This window comes from Rubellimicrobium roseum (assembly GCF_006152145.1).
Taxonomy (GTDB): domain Bacteria; phylum Pseudomonadota; class Alphaproteobacteria; order Rhodobacterales; family Rhodobacteraceae; genus Rubellimicrobium; species Rubellimicrobium roseum.
This window is the reverse complement of the sequence record NZ_VDFV01000004.1, coordinates 228,300-244,631: the sequence shown is the minus strand read 5'-3', so window position 1 is coordinate 244,631 and position 16,332 is coordinate 228,300. Positions and strand designations below refer to the sequence as shown.

At 69.6% G+C, this 16,332-nt stretch carries 12 protein-coding genes and 1 pseudogene; 3 read left to right on the top strand and 10 right to left on the bottom strand.

Going from position 1 to position 16,332, the window contains the following annotated elements:
• Positions 1 to 446 (bottom strand): dihydroxyacetone kinase subunit DhaK (locus tag FHG71_RS06465; RefSeq protein WP_139080803.1); only part of this gene is annotated, 446 nt, incomplete at its 3' end.
• A 424-nt stretch (positions 447 to 870) separates the two neighbouring features.
• On the opposite strand from FHG71_RS06465, the pseudogene FHG71_RS06460 reads away from it, so the two are divergent.
• Together FHG71_RS06460 and FHG71_RS06455 are read left to right on the top strand one after the other, a co-directional pair.
• Positions 871 to 1,287: pseudogene (locus FHG71_RS06460) on the top strand (AIR synthase-related protein); the annotation flags it as partial.
• 10 nt (positions 1,288 to 1,297) lie between these two features.
• Positions 1,298 to 2,596: a DUF3422 family protein gene (locus FHG71_RS06455; RefSeq protein WP_176559311.1), complete on the top strand. Its 1,299-nt coding sequence runs from the start codon at positions 1,298 to 1,300 to the stop codon at positions 2,594 to 2,596.
• Between the two features lie 592 nt (positions 2,597 to 3,188).
• Here the strand turns inward: FHG71_RS06455 and yghX are convergent.
• The 5 genes from yghX to FHG71_RS06430 form a co-directional block, all read right to left on the bottom strand.
• Entirely contained in the window at positions 3,189 to 4,112 is a 924-nt protein-coding gene (gene yghX, locus FHG71_RS06450) for a YghX family hydrolase (RefSeq protein WP_139080802.1), read from the bottom strand.
• A 94-nt stretch (positions 4,113 to 4,206) separates the two neighbouring features.
• Positions 4,207 to 6,804 (bottom strand): glycosyltransferase family 2 protein, encoded by a 2,598-nt coding sequence (locus tag FHG71_RS06445; RefSeq protein ID WP_139080801.1) that lies wholly within the window; start codon positions 6,802 to 6,804, stop codon positions 4,207 to 4,209.
• Positions 6,801 to 8,711, bottom strand: coding sequence for a glycosyltransferase (locus FHG71_RS06440; protein ID WP_139080800.1), 1,911 nt, complete (start codon positions 8,709 to 8,711; stop codon positions 6,801 to 6,803). The genes FHG71_RS06445 and FHG71_RS06440 overlap by 4 nt, the downstream gene beginning before the upstream one ends.
• Before the next feature lie 109 nt (positions 8,712 to 8,820).
• Positions 8,821 to 9,027: a hypothetical protein gene (locus FHG71_RS06435; protein ID WP_139080799.1), complete on the bottom strand. Its 207-nt coding sequence runs from the start codon at positions 9,025 to 9,027 to the stop codon at positions 8,821 to 8,823.
• Between the two features lie 171 nt (positions 9,028 to 9,198).
• Complete coding sequence (locus tag FHG71_RS06430; protein ID WP_139080798.1) at positions 9,199 to 9,954, bottom strand: SDR family NAD(P)-dependent oxidoreductase; 756 nt, start codon at positions 9,952 to 9,954, stop codon at positions 9,199 to 9,201.
• A 207-nt stretch (positions 9,955 to 10,161) separates the two neighbouring features.
• On the opposite strand from FHG71_RS06430, the gene FHG71_RS06425 reads away from it, so the two are divergent.
• Positions 10,162 to 11,364, top strand: coding sequence for a calcium-binding protein (locus FHG71_RS06425; protein WP_139080797.1), 1,203 nt, complete (start codon positions 10,162 to 10,164; stop codon positions 11,362 to 11,364).
• Between the two features lie 44 nt (positions 11,365 to 11,408).
• Here FHG71_RS06425 and FHG71_RS06420 read toward each other — a convergent pair whose 3' ends face one another.
• Genes FHG71_RS06420 through FHG71_RS06405 form a run of 4 tightly spaced genes read right to left on the bottom strand, consistent with a single transcriptional unit; the run spans position 11,409 to position 16,292 of the window.
• On the bottom strand, positions 11,409 to 13,424 hold the full coding sequence (locus tag FHG71_RS06420) for an aldo/keto reductase (RefSeq protein ID WP_139080796.1): 2,016 nt from the start codon (positions 13,422 to 13,424) through the stop codon (positions 11,409 to 11,411).
• A gap of 39 nt (positions 13,425 to 13,463) precedes the next feature.
• On the bottom strand, positions 13,464 to 14,549 hold the full coding sequence (locus tag FHG71_RS06415; protein ID WP_139080795.1) for an ABC transporter ATP-binding protein: 1,086 nt from the start codon (positions 14,547 to 14,549) through the stop codon (positions 13,464 to 13,466).
• A 16-nt stretch (positions 14,550 to 14,565) separates the two neighbouring features.
• Positions 14,566 to 15,435 carry a carbohydrate ABC transporter permease gene (locus FHG71_RS06410; protein ID WP_139080794.1) on the bottom strand — a complete coding sequence of 290 codons (870 nt, stop codon included), beginning with the start codon at positions 15,433 to 15,435 and terminating at the stop codon, positions 14,566 to 14,568.
• Complete coding sequence (locus FHG71_RS06405) at positions 15,432 to 16,292, bottom strand: carbohydrate ABC transporter permease (protein WP_139080793.1); 861 nt, start codon at positions 16,290 to 16,292, stop codon at positions 15,432 to 15,434. Before FHG71_RS06405 ends, FHG71_RS06410 begins: the two co-directional genes overlap by 4 nt.
• Positions 16,293 to 16,332 lie beyond the last annotated feature (40 nt).

Here is a 16,332-nt window from a genome sequence, read left to right as displayed (position 1 = left end):
CGCTTGCCGCGCTGCTCGCGGGGCGCCGAGGCGATGTCGTCAGTGGTCAGAACCGTGCGCGCCTCTACGCCCTCCATCTCCAGCATCTCGGTGGCCATGTCGAAGTTCATCACGTCGCCGGCGTAGTTGCCGTACAGGAACAGCACGCCCGCGCCCCCGTTCGCGGCCAGGGCGGCGTCGACGGCGGGCTGCGGCGGCGGCGAGGCGAAGACGTTGCCCACGGCACAGGCGTCCGCGAGCCCCTTGCCCACGAAGCCCAGAAAGGTGGGCTCGTGCCCCGAGCCGCCGCCGACCACGATGGCCACCTTGCCCGCGCGCGGGCCGTTCCTGGCCACCACGGCGCGCGGCGAGGGCCGCGAAAGCTTGTCGCCATGCGCGGCCAGGATGCCGGCCAGCATTTCGTCCACCGCCGCGTCGCCGTCGTTGATGAGCTTCTGCGTGAACATTTGGGTCCTTCAGGTGTAGAGGTCGGTTGCCCCAGTATTCACATCGGGTGCCCGGAACGCCACGCCTTCGTGAAGGGGGGACCATCGGCTCCCGAGTGCGGCCGCGGGTCGCCCGTCGGGCGGCTGTTGCCGGGACGCGGTCCCGGATAACTTCCGCGCCTTGGGCCTGAGCCAGGACATCGCGCAGGACGGGGTGGCCGAGTTCAGCGACTCGGCCTGAGGCGACGTGCCGCGCGCCGTGGACCGGACCTACTCCGAGCTGGTCACACATCTGGAGCGGCAGAACGAGGAGCTGGAATCGCTCCGCCGCAGCATGGCCTCGGTACTCGATTCGGTGTTCGACGTGCCGGTGGTCGTGGACCGCTGGGGCCGGATCGAGGAGGCCAGCGCGGCCTGCACGGCGACGCGCCGCTCGCCGGGCCGTTGCGCCGGGCTTGGGCACCTGATGGAGGACGCGCTGGCTGCCGCCCCCGGCTTCCGAGCCGCACGGGACTGCACGCGCAGAGGCCTTGCGGCGCTCGACGAGATGGCCGGAGCGGCGGACTGAGGAATCGAGGTCGAGGAGACGGCGGTGCCGCTGCGGCCCGAGGTCAAGGGCGTGTGCGAGATTCTGGGCCTTGATCTGGTCTATCTGGCCAACGAGGGAACGCTGGTGCTCCTCGTACCGCCCGATCAGGCGCAGGCGGCTCTGGCCGCGTTGCGGGCACGTCCCGAAGGGCGGGGCACCGCGATGATCGGTCGCGCGCTCGACCAAGGTCGGGGGCGCGTGACCATGCGGACGGCTTTCGGTGGACAGCGTATCGTGGACATGCTGGTGGAAGAGCAGCTTCCCCGCATCTGCCGAGAGCCCCATGTCCCTCGTCCAGTCCGTCCTCCCTCTGCCGCCGGATCATCCCCAGCGCGTGGCGCTGGCCAACGAGCTTCATGCGCGGCCCCGCCCCGCGCTCGCCGGGCCGGGCGACGCGGTGTACCTGGCGCTCATGCCCGAGGAGGGCGCCGCGCGCGACCGCGAGTCGGAGCGGGCGCATCTCGTCGATCTGCTGGACCGCCACGGCGCGCCGCATCCGCCGCCGGGGGCCACGCACTGGACCGGCCAGATCGGGCGCTGCACGCTCAAGTGGGAAAGCCACACGGAGTTCGTGACCTACATGTGCTGGCAGGAAGGGACCCTTGGTCCTGCCTTCCATCCTGACCTCCTGCGTCTCTTTCCCTCCGACTGGCTGGCAGCCGCGCCGGGGGCCCGCATCGCCTCGGCCCTGATCCGGGTGGAGCCCGCCCCGTCTGACGAGGCCATCGCCCGTCAGGCCGACAACTGGTTCGTGCCGGAAAGCCTGGCCCTGTCCCGGGTGCTGGACGATCAGGCGATCGTGGCCGGGGACTTCCGCATCGACCCGGCCGGGCACATGCGCTTCGCCGTCTGGGTCCGCGAGGACACGGGCGCCCAACGGGTCGGCCGGATCGTCCAGAACCTTTGCGAGATCGAGACCTACCGCGCCACGGCCATGCTGGGCTTCGCCGTCGCGCGCGAGCTGGCCCGGCCCATGGCCGAACTGGACGCACGCCTGTCCCGGCTCGTGGAGGCGATGGCCATCGAGGGGGCCCCGCCGGCCGAGACGCTTCATGGCCTTCTCGACATCTCGGCCGAGCTGGAACATCTGGTCTCGCGCTCGGCCTTCCGCATGTCGGCGACGGTGGCCTACGAGACCATCGTGCTCCAGCGGATCGAAGCGCTGCGCGAGACGCGCTTCGGCGGGCGGCAGACTCTCGCCGAGTTCATGCGCCGCCGCTTCGATCCGGCCATGCGGACCGTGGGCTCGACGGAGCGGCGTCTCGGGGCGATGTCGTCGCGGGCGCTGCGGGCGGGAGATCTGCTGCGCACCCGCGTCGACGTGGAGCGGTCGGGACAGAATCAGAGGCTTCTGGAAAGCATGGACCGCCGCGCCGACCTTGCGCTCCGGCTCCAGCACACGGTCGAGGGGCTGAGCGTCGTGGCCGTCAGCTATTACGCGGTCGGGCTTGCGATGTATCTGCTCGGGCCGGTGGAAAAGGCGCTGAGCGTCGAGAAGCCGCTTCTCGCCGCCCTGGTCGCGCCGGTGGTGATCGTCGCCACCTGGTTCGGACTGCGCCGGATCCGCCGGAGCCTGCATTAGTCCGTTACGCTGCGAGTGGCCGCGCGCGAAGTCGTCCTGTCCCGAGCCGGCGGCGATGTCGGTCGACGGCGGATCGAAGCTGGCGACAGGAAGTCTGCGGCAAGGCGGGCGCTCAGGCCCTCGGCCCCGGTAGCCAAGACTGGGCAACCTTGGCCGGCAAATGGGACAAGAGCGCCTGCACGAGCGCGAAATGCGGCAGCCCCCCGGCTGCCTCGCCCCCGAGCATGGCTGGAAGGGCGTGGGCCACGATGTCAGCGCCGACGCGGTCACGTCGATCGGTACGCGTCCCATGTAGTTCATCACGCGACGCCAATTCCTGGACAGGTACGGACCAAAGGGTACGACCAGAAGAGAACTCAGGATGTCATGGAAGAGGGCCTGCCTGACGCTAGGAATAATTTCATCCCGGTGGTGAGCGAAAGGTCACGAAAGGCCGGTGAGGGCAGGCGTGGCACGGGGGTGGAGCAAGCAGATTATCGGAGGCTCGGGATGAGGTCAGGCGACCCGGACAGGCCGGGTCGCATTCCCTTCGTATTCCGTCAATCGGCTTCGGTGACCATTGGCCGGGCCATCGTCGCGGCAAGGCTCCCGATCAGGCCAGATGGCGCCGGAACCAGTCGAGCGTCCGGCTCCAGGCCAACTCGGCGGCTTCGGCGTCGTAGCGGGGTGTGGAGTCGTTGTGGAATCCGTGGTTGGTCCCCGGATAGACATGCGCCTCGTAGGTCTTGCCGTGTTCCCGGAGCGCGGCCTCGTAGGCGGGCCAGCCTTCGTTGATCCGCTCGTCCATCTCGGCGTAGTGCAGCAGGATCGGGGCACTGATGCGCGGAACGTCCTCGGCGGCGGGCTGGCGGCCGTAGAAGGGCACGGCGGCCGCCAGTTCGGGGATCGCAACGGCGGCGGCATTGGCCACGCCTCCGCCGTAGCAGAAGCCCGTGATGCCCAGGCGCCCCGTGGAGAGCTCGTGCGCCCGGAGCCAGTCCACGGCGGCGAAGAAGTCGTTCATGAGCCGCTCGGGGTCGACCTGGCTCTGCAACGCGCGGCCCTCCTCGTCGTTGCCGGGATAGCCGCCGACAGAGCTCAGGCCGTCGGGCGCCAGCGCCAGGAACCCCGCCTTTGCGAGCCGCCGCGCCACGTCCTCGATATAGGGGTTGAGCCCGCGGTTCTCGTGGACGACCACGACGGCGGGGAAGGGACCCTGACCGGCGGCTTCGGCCGAGGGCTGCGCGCCGTCGACGGGCGTGGCCGGCCGCACGAGATACGCGCGCACCTCGCCATGGCCCTCGGGCGAGGGATAGGTGACATACTCGGGCAGGATTTCGGGGTCCGTGAACTCGACCTGCTGCGCCAGCGCGTAGTCCGGGCTCATGGCCTGGAGGAGCGCCATGCCCGTCATGCCGCCCACGGCGAAGCGGCCAGCGCGGTCCAGGAACTCGCGCTTGGTGATCCGGCCATGAGCGTAGCCGTCGTAGAGCTGCAGCAGCTCGGGCGAGAAGTCCTTGGCGGTCAATCTGGTCATGGCGGCCTCCCTGGCTCTGTGGTTTGCGCCATGAGCTAGGGCCGGCCCGCTGCGCTTCCATCGGGATGCACCGCCCGGGCCGCGACCGCTCCGGTCAGGCGCGGGCCGCCGCCGGGCCGCCGTCCCGCAGGTCCAGAGCGCGCAGGACGCCGTCCGGGTAGGGCAGGGTCGGCAACCCAAGGAGGCGTTCCGCCTGTTGCGCGTCCTCGCCCAGGATGCGTTGGAGGTTGGCGGCCGTGCGCCAGTGGTACTGGAGCGCTCCGGTGGCCCGAACCTGATGGGCGAGCTGATCGCGCGCGGCGGCCGTGAGAAGCTTTTCAAGCTTGTAGTGCCGGATCGCGAGGACGGGGTCCTCGTCCCAGACATGGGGTCCCAGTGGCGGCGTGCCGTCCGAGAAGTGGAGATCGTGGAAGCCCTGGTTGAGGTGCAGACCTGGCCGATAGCGCAGCAGGGGGATCTTGCGGAGCGAGTCGAAGGTTCCGAAGGCGTGAAAGCGGGCGTCGATGGTCCAGGACAGTTGTGCCTGCCGCCCGAAGCCCCAGCGGATCGAGGAATGGGCCAGGTAGTCGGCGTCCGACGCGCGGGGCACATGGCAGCAACGGGTGAGGACCCGGTCGAAGGCCGTGGGATCGCGGTCGAGCTCCAGGAGGTCCTCGGCCGAGCCCGGGAGCATGTCCACGAGGAGCCCGGCGATCCAGGATCTTCCCTGCGCCTCGGCGCGCGCGGCGAGCGTGGGAAAGCCGGTGGTCCCGGCCGGCGTATCGACGAACTCGTCGGCGTCGACGGTCAGCGCCCATTGGCCGGGCGCAAGCACGGTCTTCATGAGGGCTTCGAGCCAGAGGCCCTTGGCGGTCAGAAAGGTTCCGGCCTTGGGCACGACGACATGAACCCCGGGCTCCTCCAGCCGCCCCGCCAGCGGTGGGTCGGAGCGGTCGTCCACGAGAAAGATCCGGGCCACCCCCCGCCGGCGGTAGTGCTCGACGAACTTGGGCAGGAAGGTCCAGTCGTTGCGGACGCAGGCGAAGAGGCAGACCTCGGCAGGGTCCGGGCGGGCGAGGGCGAGCGTCGCCTCCGGCTCCTCGAACAGCGTCCGCACGAGCGCCTCGCCCGTCATGAGATCCGCCAGCCGCTGCCGTGCCCCATAGGCCAGGGCCACCAAGCGGTCCCTTGCCTGGGTGGATGACGAATTGGACAGGAAGGAAAGCGCCTGGTTGAAGTCGGTCATCGCCGCGAGCACGGCGTCTTGGCGGACGTATTCTGCCCCCCGGGGGTTGAGAGGCGCCCGGCGCGGCACCGGCGGCGTGTGGACGAAGGGGTTGCGCAGGCCCTCGCGGCTCACGAAGGCGCGCGTCCGGTCGGACAGGGTGATCAGGTTGCGCTCGACGCTATGGCAGATCAGGGCGGCCCGCGGGTCCTTCCGCAGGACGGACAGGATCAGGTCGATCTCGTCGAACTGGCGGGGCAGCAGGCTCTCGTTGTAGCCCACCTCGCGGTAGAGCGAGGCAGGCAGGCTGATCCGGCCGCTGGTCCCGTCGCCCCAGGTGCCCGAGAAGTGGTGGAAGACGAAGTGCTCGCCATGGACGGCATGCACGTCGATGACCTGCTGCGTCTCGGCTGAGGTCACGAAGTTGTCGGCGTCGAGGCTGGAATAGATGCGACCGCGCACCAGCGGCCGAAAGGCGTTCTTGGCTTTCGCGAAGTGCCACGAATCCAGCGCCTCGGATACGGCCACCCGGAGCCGTCCCTTCGCAATCTCGCGGCGATGACGGTGCCGGACCCAGTCCTGGGTTTCCACATCGCGGTCGAAGAAGACGACGATGAACTCGACAAGGCTTCCGAAGCCTGCCTGTTCGCGCAGGTTGGCGCCCAGGGTCGCCCGGAGGTCGGCTCCGCGATCCATGACGGGGATGCAGTAGGACAGGAGCGGGCCGCCGTCGGGCGAGGCAGACGGCCGCGTAGGCCGGTAGGAGCGCTTCTGGAACTGCGCCACTGGCTCGCGCCGCCGTATCGCCACGGGGGCGGGGCGGGGGAGCGGCTCCGGGTCGGGTGCTGGCGGGGCGGCCGTCGTGGTCGCTTGCCCGAGAAGCTCTTCGATCGTCGTCTCCGCGAACCCGCCGGTGCCGGCCCGACGGACCAGCGCGGTCGAAAGCCCCCACTTCCTGGCGATCTGCTCGATCCGACGGTGGCGGTCGGCCGTCTCGTCGCCGAGGTATTCGACAGCATAGCCGCGCTCCAGCGCCGGTCCGAGGGCGGGGCTGTCGGTCAGGATCACCGGACGGAGGCCAGGATCGGTCCGCTGGCGCGCCGCCATCTCGCCCAGAGCGGCCTTGCGCTCGGCCTGTCCGAGGCCCAGGAGCGACAGTGCCACGGCCCGCCCGCCCCGCGGGAGGAGGCCGAAGCTGTCGAGGCCCGGAGCAGGGGAAAGTGGCGCGGGAGGGGGCTGCCGGCCCCAGTCGATCAGGAGGCGGGACTCTGGCTGAGCCCGGGGTGGCGCCGAAAGGCCAGCGAAGGGCGGAAGGACCACTACACGCGGCTTGGCCCCCTCGGGGGCCTGCTGCTCCAGCATCGCCGCGAGTCGAGAGATCAGGTGGTGCTGCCGTTCGATCCGGCGGGCAAGACGCTCTACCCGGTCGTCGCCGTCCGTCGGCCTGACCGGCTTCGGCCTTTGATCGCGCGAGGTTGGGCCGCTCATGTCGGCCCGGCGCGGAGCAGGCGTTCCAGGAGCCGGGCCGCCGCCGCCGCGCCGTTCTCGGGGGCGAGGCGCAGGCAGTTGTTCCGAAGATAGGCCCTCGCCCGGTCGTTCATGATCAGGGACACGATCTTGTCGAACTCCGCCATGTCGCCCGCGGACAGCTCGAAGGCCGCAGCGTGGTCCTGAGCGTACTTGGCCCGGGCCGCCTGATCGTCCATCGAGGGATGTCGGTTGGGCACGAAGATGGTGGGTAGCCCGAAGCTGACGACGTCCAGGAAGGTGTTGTAACCGGCCGCAGACACCGAGAAGTCGAAGGCGTTGTAGTAGCGTGCCAGCGGAAAGGCCGAAACGTAGGTGACATCGGGCCAGAGCCGTAGGGGATGCTCGGTCTGGCCGTCCTCGGCCAAGCCGATCTGGAGGCCGGGGATCCTGCGAAGCGCTGCGATCACGCGGTCCGTGAGGCCGACGGGGTCGCGGCGCTGGCCGCCCCCGATCTGGACCAGGACCGAAACCCCGGTCGGGTCGAGCCCGAGCGTCGCCGCCGCTTCGGGGCGCGAAAGCAGTTCGGTGGGTTCGAGCAGCCGGACGGGCGCGACCTCGACGGCCTCGTCCCGCCGCGCGGCCGTCACCCCCCGGTCCCGTTCGACAGCTATCTCGCCTGGCTCGATGACGAGATCGCACCAGCGGGCGTTGCGGAGGAAGCGGCTGGTCGAGCGGCCCCAGAGGCCTCGGCGCATCCAGGCCAGCCGGCAGCCGTTGCGCGAAGCGACGGCCTGCACCAGGGCAGGCCGGAGGTGGTTGCCGTCGAAGACGACCACGCCGGCGTCGTGGGTCTCGATCAGGCGGTCGAGCTCGTGCCGGAGCCAAGCTTCCCAGGCCGCGCCCGAACTGGCGGTCAGGTCCATCGGCGGCAGATAGGACGCCCGCAAGCCCAGTGCCTCGATGGATCCTATCGCGGGAGCCTGCGTAGCCACTACGACCGGGATGCTGGGCGACAGACGGCGTCCCACCGCCAAGGTCCGGGCCAGATGGCCGAACCCGCCCTCGGCCGGCATGAAGAGGATGCTTTGTCGCCGACGGTTTCTGGATCGCGGCGCCCCGGTCCGTGCGGTGTGGAGTCGGGGGGGATCGTCGTTCGGCGTGTCGAGCAACGCCAGGAGGCGGGGAGCGAGATCCTTCGGAGCGCAGAGGATCGGACCCGCGCCGAAGCGCCGTTCGGCATGGATGGGCAGGACGACGCGGGCTCCGGCCACCAAGGCCTGGCGAATCAGGGCGTCGTGGCGGGGCCAGTCCTCCTCGGCCGGGAAGCAGACGAAGACGTCGAGCCGCCGTGCCAGGCGCGATGGCGCGAGATCGCCGAAACCCAGGTCGGAGAAGGCGTCACTGTTCCAGTCGAATATCCGGTAGGTCGGCCCCGACAGGTCGAACACTTCCGGTCGCTTCTCCGCGAGGCGGCGCAGGACGCGAAGGGCCGGTGCGCTGAGCCATGCGATGCCGGTGCCGAGCGGGCGGGGAAGGTCCCTGAGGTCGGCCGCGAAGCCGGGACGGCGCGCGAAGGCCGGACTGACGGCTTGCGCGCCCTCAGCCACGAAAGCGGAGTCATCTTCCGGCAGCCCGTCCCAGGGAACGATCCTCTCGGCCTTCACTCGGGACAGGTCGGCCGACATGCCCGCGTGGTCGGCAACGACCAAGGTGGCGTCCACCCTGCGGCCCGGGGGCGTCAGGCGGGCACGGCCCTGAGCCAGATGCTCGCGCAGGTATGTCGGAACGGCCGAGTCAGCGAGCGGCATCAACCCGATCCGGAGATCGGATCGCGCGGCCTTCAGGATCTCGCGGTCCAAGCTGCGCCCCCGGTCGGGCAGATCCCGAGGGTCGAAGACGAACAGTTTATGATAACGGACGGCCAAGAGCTCGACCTCGACGGCGTTCCCGGCGACCGGACGGAACGAACGCCCGTTCGTTCGGTTCCGAACCGTCCGATGGGAGCGCGTATCCCCTCCCGGACGGCCTCCGGAGTCAGTAGGCGTCGAATAGGTCGTCCTCGGCCGGGCCGATCTCCTGCGGTTCCTCTTCGGGTTGAAGCCAGCCCAGGAAACGGCTCGGATCGAAGAAGTCCGCCGAGGCAGCCTCGCCCTCGGCCGAGTCGGGACTGGCGATCAGCGCCACTGTCAGGGTCATCCCGGCCGCCAGAGCGATAGCGGCCATGAGTTCCATTCGGGACATGGGACCCTCCTTTCGTCGGTGCGCCGGCAAGGCGGGGGAGGTTCCGCCCGCCTTGGGTCATTAAGAAACAAAGACGCGCAAAGCCACATCATTGTGCGAATATCGTCAACCCGTGACCATTCGTCATCCTGCCGGCCGACCGACGCTCTGGCCGGGTTCTCCGAGGGAGCATCAGACGGCGGTCCAGCCGCCATCCACGGCGAGCGTGGTCCCGGTCACCATGTTCGCACCCGGAGAAGCGAGGAAGGCCACGCAGCGCGCCACGTCCTCGGGCTTGGCCACGCGGCCAAGCGGGATGCGGGCAAGGACACTTTCACGGAACGCCGAGTCCTCCAGCCAGACGGCGGCGCCTTCGGTGGCGGTGAAGGTGGGCGCGACGCAGGTCACGTTGATCCCGTGCGCCGCCCATTCCACCGCCCAGCACCGGGTCAGGTGGGCGAGCGCCGCCTTGGTCATGCAGTAGACCGACTCGTCCTGCAGGGCCACCGCGCCCGCTTGGCTGCCCATGTTGATGATCCGCCCGCCGCCACGTGCGGCCATGCGCCGCGCCACTGCCTGGGCGGTGAAGAACGCACCCCGAAGGTTCGCCGACACCATGGCGTCGAAGTCCTCGGGCGCAACCTCCAGCGCCGGGGCCGGGCGGCTGAAGCCCACGTTGTTCACCAGCACGTCGACGGGACCTAGCCGCTCCTCCGCCTCGGCCACCGCCGCGGCGATCTGCAGCAGGTCCGTGACGTCCATCTGGAGGGGAAGGACCGTGCCGCCCTCGGCCCGGATTTGCCCTGCCGTGCCGCCGTCCGCATCGCGCCGGCGCAGACCCAACGCGACGGCCGCCCCGCGCCGGGCAAATTCCAGTGCCACGGCCCGTCCTATGCCCCGCCCCGCGCCCGTGACCAGCACGACCCGGCCCGCGAAGTCCTGTTCCATCCGATGCTCCCGTCTCTCGTTGCCCCGGCATCCTGGCCGCCAGCTTCGGCCGACCGCAAGCGCCGTCGCCCGCCCACGTTCAGTCCGGAAGGGTGCGCAGGCCCGGTTATCGCCTAGCAGCGGCCGGTCAGGGACTCGCGGACTGGCGCTTTTTCATCGCCGGGGGATCGGGCCTAGGTCCGGGTCACATCCACAAGGGGACCGATCATGCCCGCAAGCTTCACCTTCGACGCCAACGACCTCGCCTCGGCCGGCTTCCTGGAGACGGCCGACCTGACCACGGGCAGCGGACCCGGCATCGATTACCCGGCCTACCGCTCGGCCCTGGGCTATGGCGCGGTGGACTACGTGGGCGACGTCGACGTTGTCGCCCTGACCATGGTCGCCGGCCAGACCTATGTCTTCGATATCGACGACGGCTACGGCGATGCCTCTGGCGGGTCAGTGGACCTGCAACTCGATCTGATCGATCACGCCGGACGCCTGATCGCCACCAGTGACAACCCCTCCAGCGGCCGGGACCCGTTCCTCAGTCTCACCGCCACGATGACGGGCACCTACTTCGTGGCGGTGCATCACACGAACAACGACTACATCGACGGCTTCCATGCCTTCCAGGGCGGCGACAGCGGGGTGGGCGACTACCGGCTGGCGATCTCGACCCCCGTGGTCGCGACACTCACGAGCCTGACTGCCTATGGCGACATCCGGAGCTTCTCGGACGCCGCCCAGACCGTGCGGGCCCTGGGCGGGAACGACACTCTCAGACTGGGGGGCGGCAACGACGTGGGCCAGGGCGGCACAGGGCAGGACTTGATCTACGGGGGCGCCGGAAAGGACGACCTGTCGGGTGGAACGGGGGCCGACCGCCTTTGGGGCGAGGGGGGCAACGACGTCCTGAACGGGGGCGCCGACGGCGACCTGCTGTCGGGTGGAACCGAGCGCGACGCGCTGAACGGCAATGCTGGTCACGACCAGCTTTACGGGGGCAGCGGCGACGACACGCTCTGGGGGCAGGCGGGGAACGACGCGCTGGTGGGCGATGGCGGCAATGACCTGCTGCGCGGCGGCGAGGGCATGGACCGGCTGACGGGTGGGGCCGGAGCGGACAGCTTCCATTTCCTGCGGGGCGACGCTCTCTACGACTCGGCCGGCTATGACGAGGATCGCATCGCGGACTTCCAGACCGGCGACCGGATCGACCTGTCCGATCTTCTTCTGGGCTTGCTGACTTGGCGCGGTGCCTCCGGCTTCAGTGCAGCGAACCAGGTCCGCATCGCCGATTTCCGCGGCAGCATCGGCTACCAGGAGGTGCAGGTGAACCTGGACAGCGACTCCACGCCCGAGTTCGCCCTGCTGGTGGACACCATCGGCGATCGCGCCCTTCTGAGTAGCGACTTCTTCCTTTGAGGAAGGGAAGGTCCGGAGCCCGGAAGGGCTCCGGACCCCGGCGTTCAGTCGGGCCGGTCGGCCGCTTGATCGAGCCAGGCGACCTCGGTCGGGGTGAGGCCCAGCGACAGCGCCGGCAGGGTCGAGGCGATCTCGCCCGGGCTGCGCGGCCCGACGAGCGCGAGCGAAGGGAAGGGCTGCGCCAGGACCCAGGCCAGGGCGACGTTGTGGGCCGTGACGCCCCGCCGGCTGGCCAGCTCCTCGGCCCGGCGGCGGCGCTCGGCGTTGGCCTCGCTGCCGAAGCAGGTCTCGGGGCGGGTGTCCGGGGGCAGGCGGTCGCGCAAGCTTTCGGGCAGGAAGTAGCCCCGCGCCTGCGAGGACCAGCTCAGATGCACCACCTGCCGCTCGCGCAAGAGCGCCAGCGTGGCAGCGTCCTTGGAGCTGATGCAGCCTGGCCAGACGGGGCGCTCCATGGCCGCCAGCGACAGGTTGTTGTTGAGGATCGTGGGCGCGACGGCACCCTGCGCTTCGGCGTAGGCGGCGGCCTCGGAGAAGCGGGTGGCCGTCCAGTTCGAGCCGCCCCAGATCCCGATGCGGCCCGCCCGGTGCAGCCGGGTCAGCACGTCCACGAACTCGCCCACCGGCACGTCAGGATTGTCCCGATGCATGATGTAGACGGGCGCGCGATCAAGCCCGAGCCGGTCGAGCGAGATGTCGAGTTGCGACTCGATGGCGCCGGGCATGCAGTAGGGCGTGTGTGCGCCCTTGACGATCACGACGATCTCGCTGGCCACCCCGCGCGAGGCGATCCATTGCCCCAGCACGGCCTCGTGCTTGCCGCCGCCATAGACGAAGGCGGTGTCGAAGGCGTTGCCGCCCGCCTCCATCCACGCATCCCAGAGGACCGCTCCTTCGGCCGGCGTGTCCCGGTTGTCGCAGCCGATCACGAGGCGGCTCATCGGCACGTCCACGCCGGGGATCGCCGCGCGTGGCATTTCAGGGAGTCCACGGGGCAGGGTGCGGGGCAGGCGGCGGACCACGCCCGGGTCCTCGGCGAAGGTCGTGGCACCCAGTTCGGCTCTCCAGCGGTCCATCGTAGTGGCTTGCCCCAGGCTGTCGGCGGGCGACAGGGCGGGGAAGGGAGCCTCGGTGCCGCCCGAGGCGATGGCCCGGCTCGCGAGGTCGGCCTCGTTCGCGAAGAGCTGGCGCGGGTCGCGAAGCCATTCCTCCCGCGTCTCGCCACCTCGCGTGATCCGGAGGACGGCATCCGAAGGACCTGCGTCGCGACCGGGCATCCAGGGGTCGGGCAGGTGGATCGTTCCCTCGGTCCCTTCGACGGTCAGAGTATTGTCCATTCTCCGGGTGATGGCGCAGGCGATCTCGGCCGTGATTCCGCCCGCGAAGGTCAGAAGGCCATAGGCCACTTCGTCCACCTTCGTCTCGCCGAGGAGGCCCGCACCCTTCACCACCTCCGGGTTGGCAAAGGGCCGGCCCTGCGCCGCCCCGGCCACCAGCCGAGCGGCCGAGACGGGATAGCCGCCCACGTCGAGGATGCCGCCACCGGCGAGGTTGCGGTCGAAGAGACGCGAAGCCGGGTCGAAGCGGGCCGCGAAGCCGAAGACCGCGCGGATGTGGCGCACCGATCCGATCGCGCCCTCGCGGATCAGCTCGGCGAGCCGCGCGATCTGCGGGTGGCAGCGGTACATGTAGCCTTCCATGAGAAGGACGCCCTGCTGGGCGGCCGCCTCGGTGACGGCCACGACCTCGGCGGCGTTGAGCCCCATGGGTTTCTCGACCAGCACCGCCTTTCCGGACCGGATGGCAAGGAGCGCATGTTCAGCGTGCCAGGGATGCGGCGTGGCGACGTAGACGGCGTCGATCTCGGGGCTGGAGACCAGCGACTCGTAGTCGGCGAAGCGCAGGGCCTCGGCCACGCCGTAGCGGTCGCCGAAGGCCGTGCGCCGTTCGGAGTTCCGGCTCGCCACGGCCACGAGGCGGCCCGCCGTCGCCTGCGCCAGCCCGTCCGCGAAGTTCCGTGCGATCGACCCGGGGCCGAGAATGCCCCAACGCACCTGTTCCATGCTCGTCGTCCTATGTCGTGAATGTTCCGGGCGGCCGCTTCAGCGCAGCCGCTCGCCCTGGGCGTCGAAGGCCAGCGCCTGTGCCGCCGGGATGGAGACGGCGATGCGCTCGCCCGCCCTTGCTCCGTCGGAGGCGGCAGCCTGCACCACGACCGGCTCGCCGGCCTGTGTATTGGCGTAGAGATAGCTCGTGGAACCCAGGTGCTCGGCCACGTCGAGCGTGAGCGGCAGGTCGCAGTCGCCTGCTCCGGCCGGAGCGACGTGCTCGGGCCGGATGCCGATCACCGCCGCCTCGCCGGGTGCCGGAGGTCGATCCAGCGGCAGCACGATCACCGCTCCGCCTTGGTTCACGAGTCGGAAGCGCGTGCCCCCGCCGATCGTCCCGATGGTCTCGGCGGCAAGGAAGTTCATGCGCGGGCTCCCGATGAAGCCCGCAACGAACTGGTTCGTGGGATTCCCGTACAGTTCCAGCGGCCGCCCGACCTGCTCCACGCGGCCCGCCCGCAGAACCACGATCCGGTCCGCGAGCGTCATGGCCTCGGTCTGGTCATGGGTAACGTAGATCATGGTCGTGCCCAGCTCGGAATGGAGGCGCGAGATCTCGACCCGCATCTGCACGCGCAACTCGGCGTCGAGGTTCGAGAGCGGCTCGTCGAAGAGGAACACCTCGGGCTCGCGCACGATGGCGCGGCCGATGGCCACGCGCTGCCGCTGCCCGCCCGAGAGCGCCTTGGGCCGACGGTCCATGAGGGCATCGATGCGCAGGATCTCGGCCGCGCGGGCAACGCGCCGGTCGGTGTCGGCGCGGGGATTGCCGTTCATGCGGAGGCCGAAGGACAGGTTCTCGCGCACGGTCATGTGGGGGTAGAGCGCGTAGGTCTGGAAGACCATGGCGATGCCGCGCTCGGCGGCCTCCACATCGTTGACCACGCGCCCGCCGATGGAGATCTCGCCGCTTGTGATGTCCTCCAGGCCCGCGATCATCCGCAGGAGCGTGGACTTGCCGCAGCCCGAAGGGCCGACGAAGACCACGAACTCGCCATCCGCGATGTCGAGATCGACGCCGTGGATGATGTCGACCGTCCCGTAAGACTTGCGGACCGCGCGGAGCGTCAGCTCGGCCATGTCGTTCGATTCCTTTTCACTTCACGGCGCCGGCGGTGATGCCGGACATGAACCAGCGCTGCAGGAAGACGAAGACGAGCAGCATGGGCGCCGTCAGCAACACCGCCCCCGCCATGATCGCGCCCCAGGACACGCGCGTGAGCCCGATCAGCGATCCCAGCGCCACGGGCGCCGTCATCATATGCGACTGGGTCGCCACGAGAAGCGGCCAGAGATAGTTGTTCCAGGACGCTAGGAACAGGATGATCGACAGCGCGGCGAGGGTCGGTTTGGCCATGGGCAGCGCCACGCGGGTGAAGATCTGCCATTCCTTCACGCCCTCGACGCGCGCCGCGTCGAAAAGCTCCTGCGGCATCATCGAGAAGGACTGCCGCATGAACAGGACGCCGAGGCTGTTGAAGAGCGGCGGCACGATCAGCGCGAACCAGGTGTTCGTCAGCCCGAGGTCGCGCGCCACCAGGATGTACTGCGGGATCACGACGACGAAGTATGGGAGCGTCAGCGTGCCGAGTATGATGGCGAGCACCAGCCCCTTGCCCCAGAAGCGGTAGCGCACCAGAGCCCAGCCCGCCATCGAGGTGAGGAGCACCGACAGCGCCGTGTAGACCAGCGCCACGAGCACCGAGTTCACGAAGGTCCGCAGGAAGCCCGTCTCGGCCTCGAGCGCGCGGACGTTCTCCATGAACCGGTCCTGCGGCAGCAGGTTGATGCCCGGGCTGAAGATGCCCTGGTCCGGCATCGTCGCGAAGACGAACATCAGCCACAGCGGCAGAAGCCAAAGAAGCGCCAGGGGCACCATGACCGCATGGAGCAGGATGGCGCGCCAGAGCCGGCTTCGGGCGCGGGACCGGCTGCGCAGAGGGGCGGCGGCGGGCAGGGTGGTCATGCGCGCTCCCTCCCAGCCCACATGTTGAGCAGCGAGATCAGCACCGCGAGCGCCGCGATGGTGTAGGCCACCGCCGAGGCGTAGCCGAAGTTCAGCACCCGGAAGCCTTGCAGGTAGAGGAACAGGCCCAGCGTCTCGGTGGCGCTGCCCGGGCCGCCTTCGTTGGTGATGAGGAAGGGCTCGGCGAAGAGCTGCATCGTGCCGATCACCGACAGGACCACGCAGAACAGGATGACCGGCTTGAGAAGGGGCAGGGTGATGAAGAAGAACTGCCTGACCGGCGACACGCGGTCGAGCGTCGCGGCCTCGTAGACGTCGTCGGGGATACTTTGGAGGCCCGACAGGATGATGATGGCGTTGTAACCCGCCCATCGCCAGGTCACGGCCATGATGATGAGCGCCATGGCAGCGGTGGGCGAAGAGAACCAGGCGACCTCGGGCAGGCCGATGGCGGCCAGGGCCTTGTTCACGAAGCCCAGGTCCTCGCTGAAGATTAGGCGGAACACGGCAGCGTAGGCGACCTCGCCCACCACGACCGGCGCGAAGAAAGCGAAACGCATCAGGCCGCGCGCCCTGAGGAGCGTGGAGTTCAGCAGGACGGCCAGCACGGTGGCCAGTGCGATCATGATCGGCACCTGCACCACGAGGATGACGAGGGTGTTCTTCAGCGCGTTCCAGAAGGCCGGGTCCTCGACGAGCCGACCCCAGGTCGTGTTGGGGTTGAACGTCCAGGGCTGGCGACGGGTGAAAAGAAAGCTCAGCCAGAACGAGTAGATGATCGGCCAGACCCAGAAGGCCGCGAAGATCAGGAGGTAGGGAGCCAGGAAGCCATAGGCCGTGATGTTGCGGCGGCGCATCGGTCGTCCCTCGGAAGGCGGAAGGCCGGACCACGCGAAA

Coding starts and splice junctions, on each gene's coding strand:
- FHG71_RS06455 (WP_176559311.1), top strand. CDS start 1,298: ATGTCCCTCGTCCAGTCCGTCCTCCCTCTGCCGCCGGATCATCCCCAG.
- yghX (WP_139080802.1), bottom strand. CDS start 4,112: ATGACCAGATTGACCGCCAAGGACTTCTCGCCCGAGCTGCTGCAGCTC.
- FHG71_RS06445 (WP_139080801.1), bottom strand. CDS start 6,804: ATGAGCGGCCCAACCTCGCGCGATCAAAGGCCGAAGCCGGTCAGGCCG.
- FHG71_RS06435 (WP_139080799.1), bottom strand. CDS start 9,027: ATGTCCCGAATGGAACTCATGGCCGCTATCGCTCTGGCGGCCGGGATG.
- FHG71_RS06430 (WP_139080798.1), bottom strand. CDS start 9,954: ATGGAACAGGACTTCGCGGGCCGGGTCGTGCTGGTCACGGGCGCGGGG.
- FHG71_RS06425 (WP_139080797.1), top strand. CDS start 10,162: ATGCCCGCAAGCTTCACCTTCGACGCCAACGACCTCGCCTCGGCCGGC.
- FHG71_RS06420 (WP_139080796.1), bottom strand. CDS start 13,424: ATGGAACAGGTGCGTTGGGGCATTCTCGGCCCCGGGTCGATCGCACGG.
- FHG71_RS06415 (WP_139080795.1), bottom strand. CDS start 14,549: ATGGCCGAGCTGACGCTCCGCGCGGTCCGCAAGTCTTACGGGACGGTC.
- FHG71_RS06410 (WP_139080794.1), bottom strand. CDS start 15,435: ATGACCACCCTGCCCGCCGCCGCCCCTCTGCGCAGCCGGTCCCGCGCC.
- FHG71_RS06405 (WP_139080793.1), bottom strand. CDS start 16,292: ATGCGCCGCCGCAACATCACGGCCTATGGCTTCCTGGCTCCCTACCTC.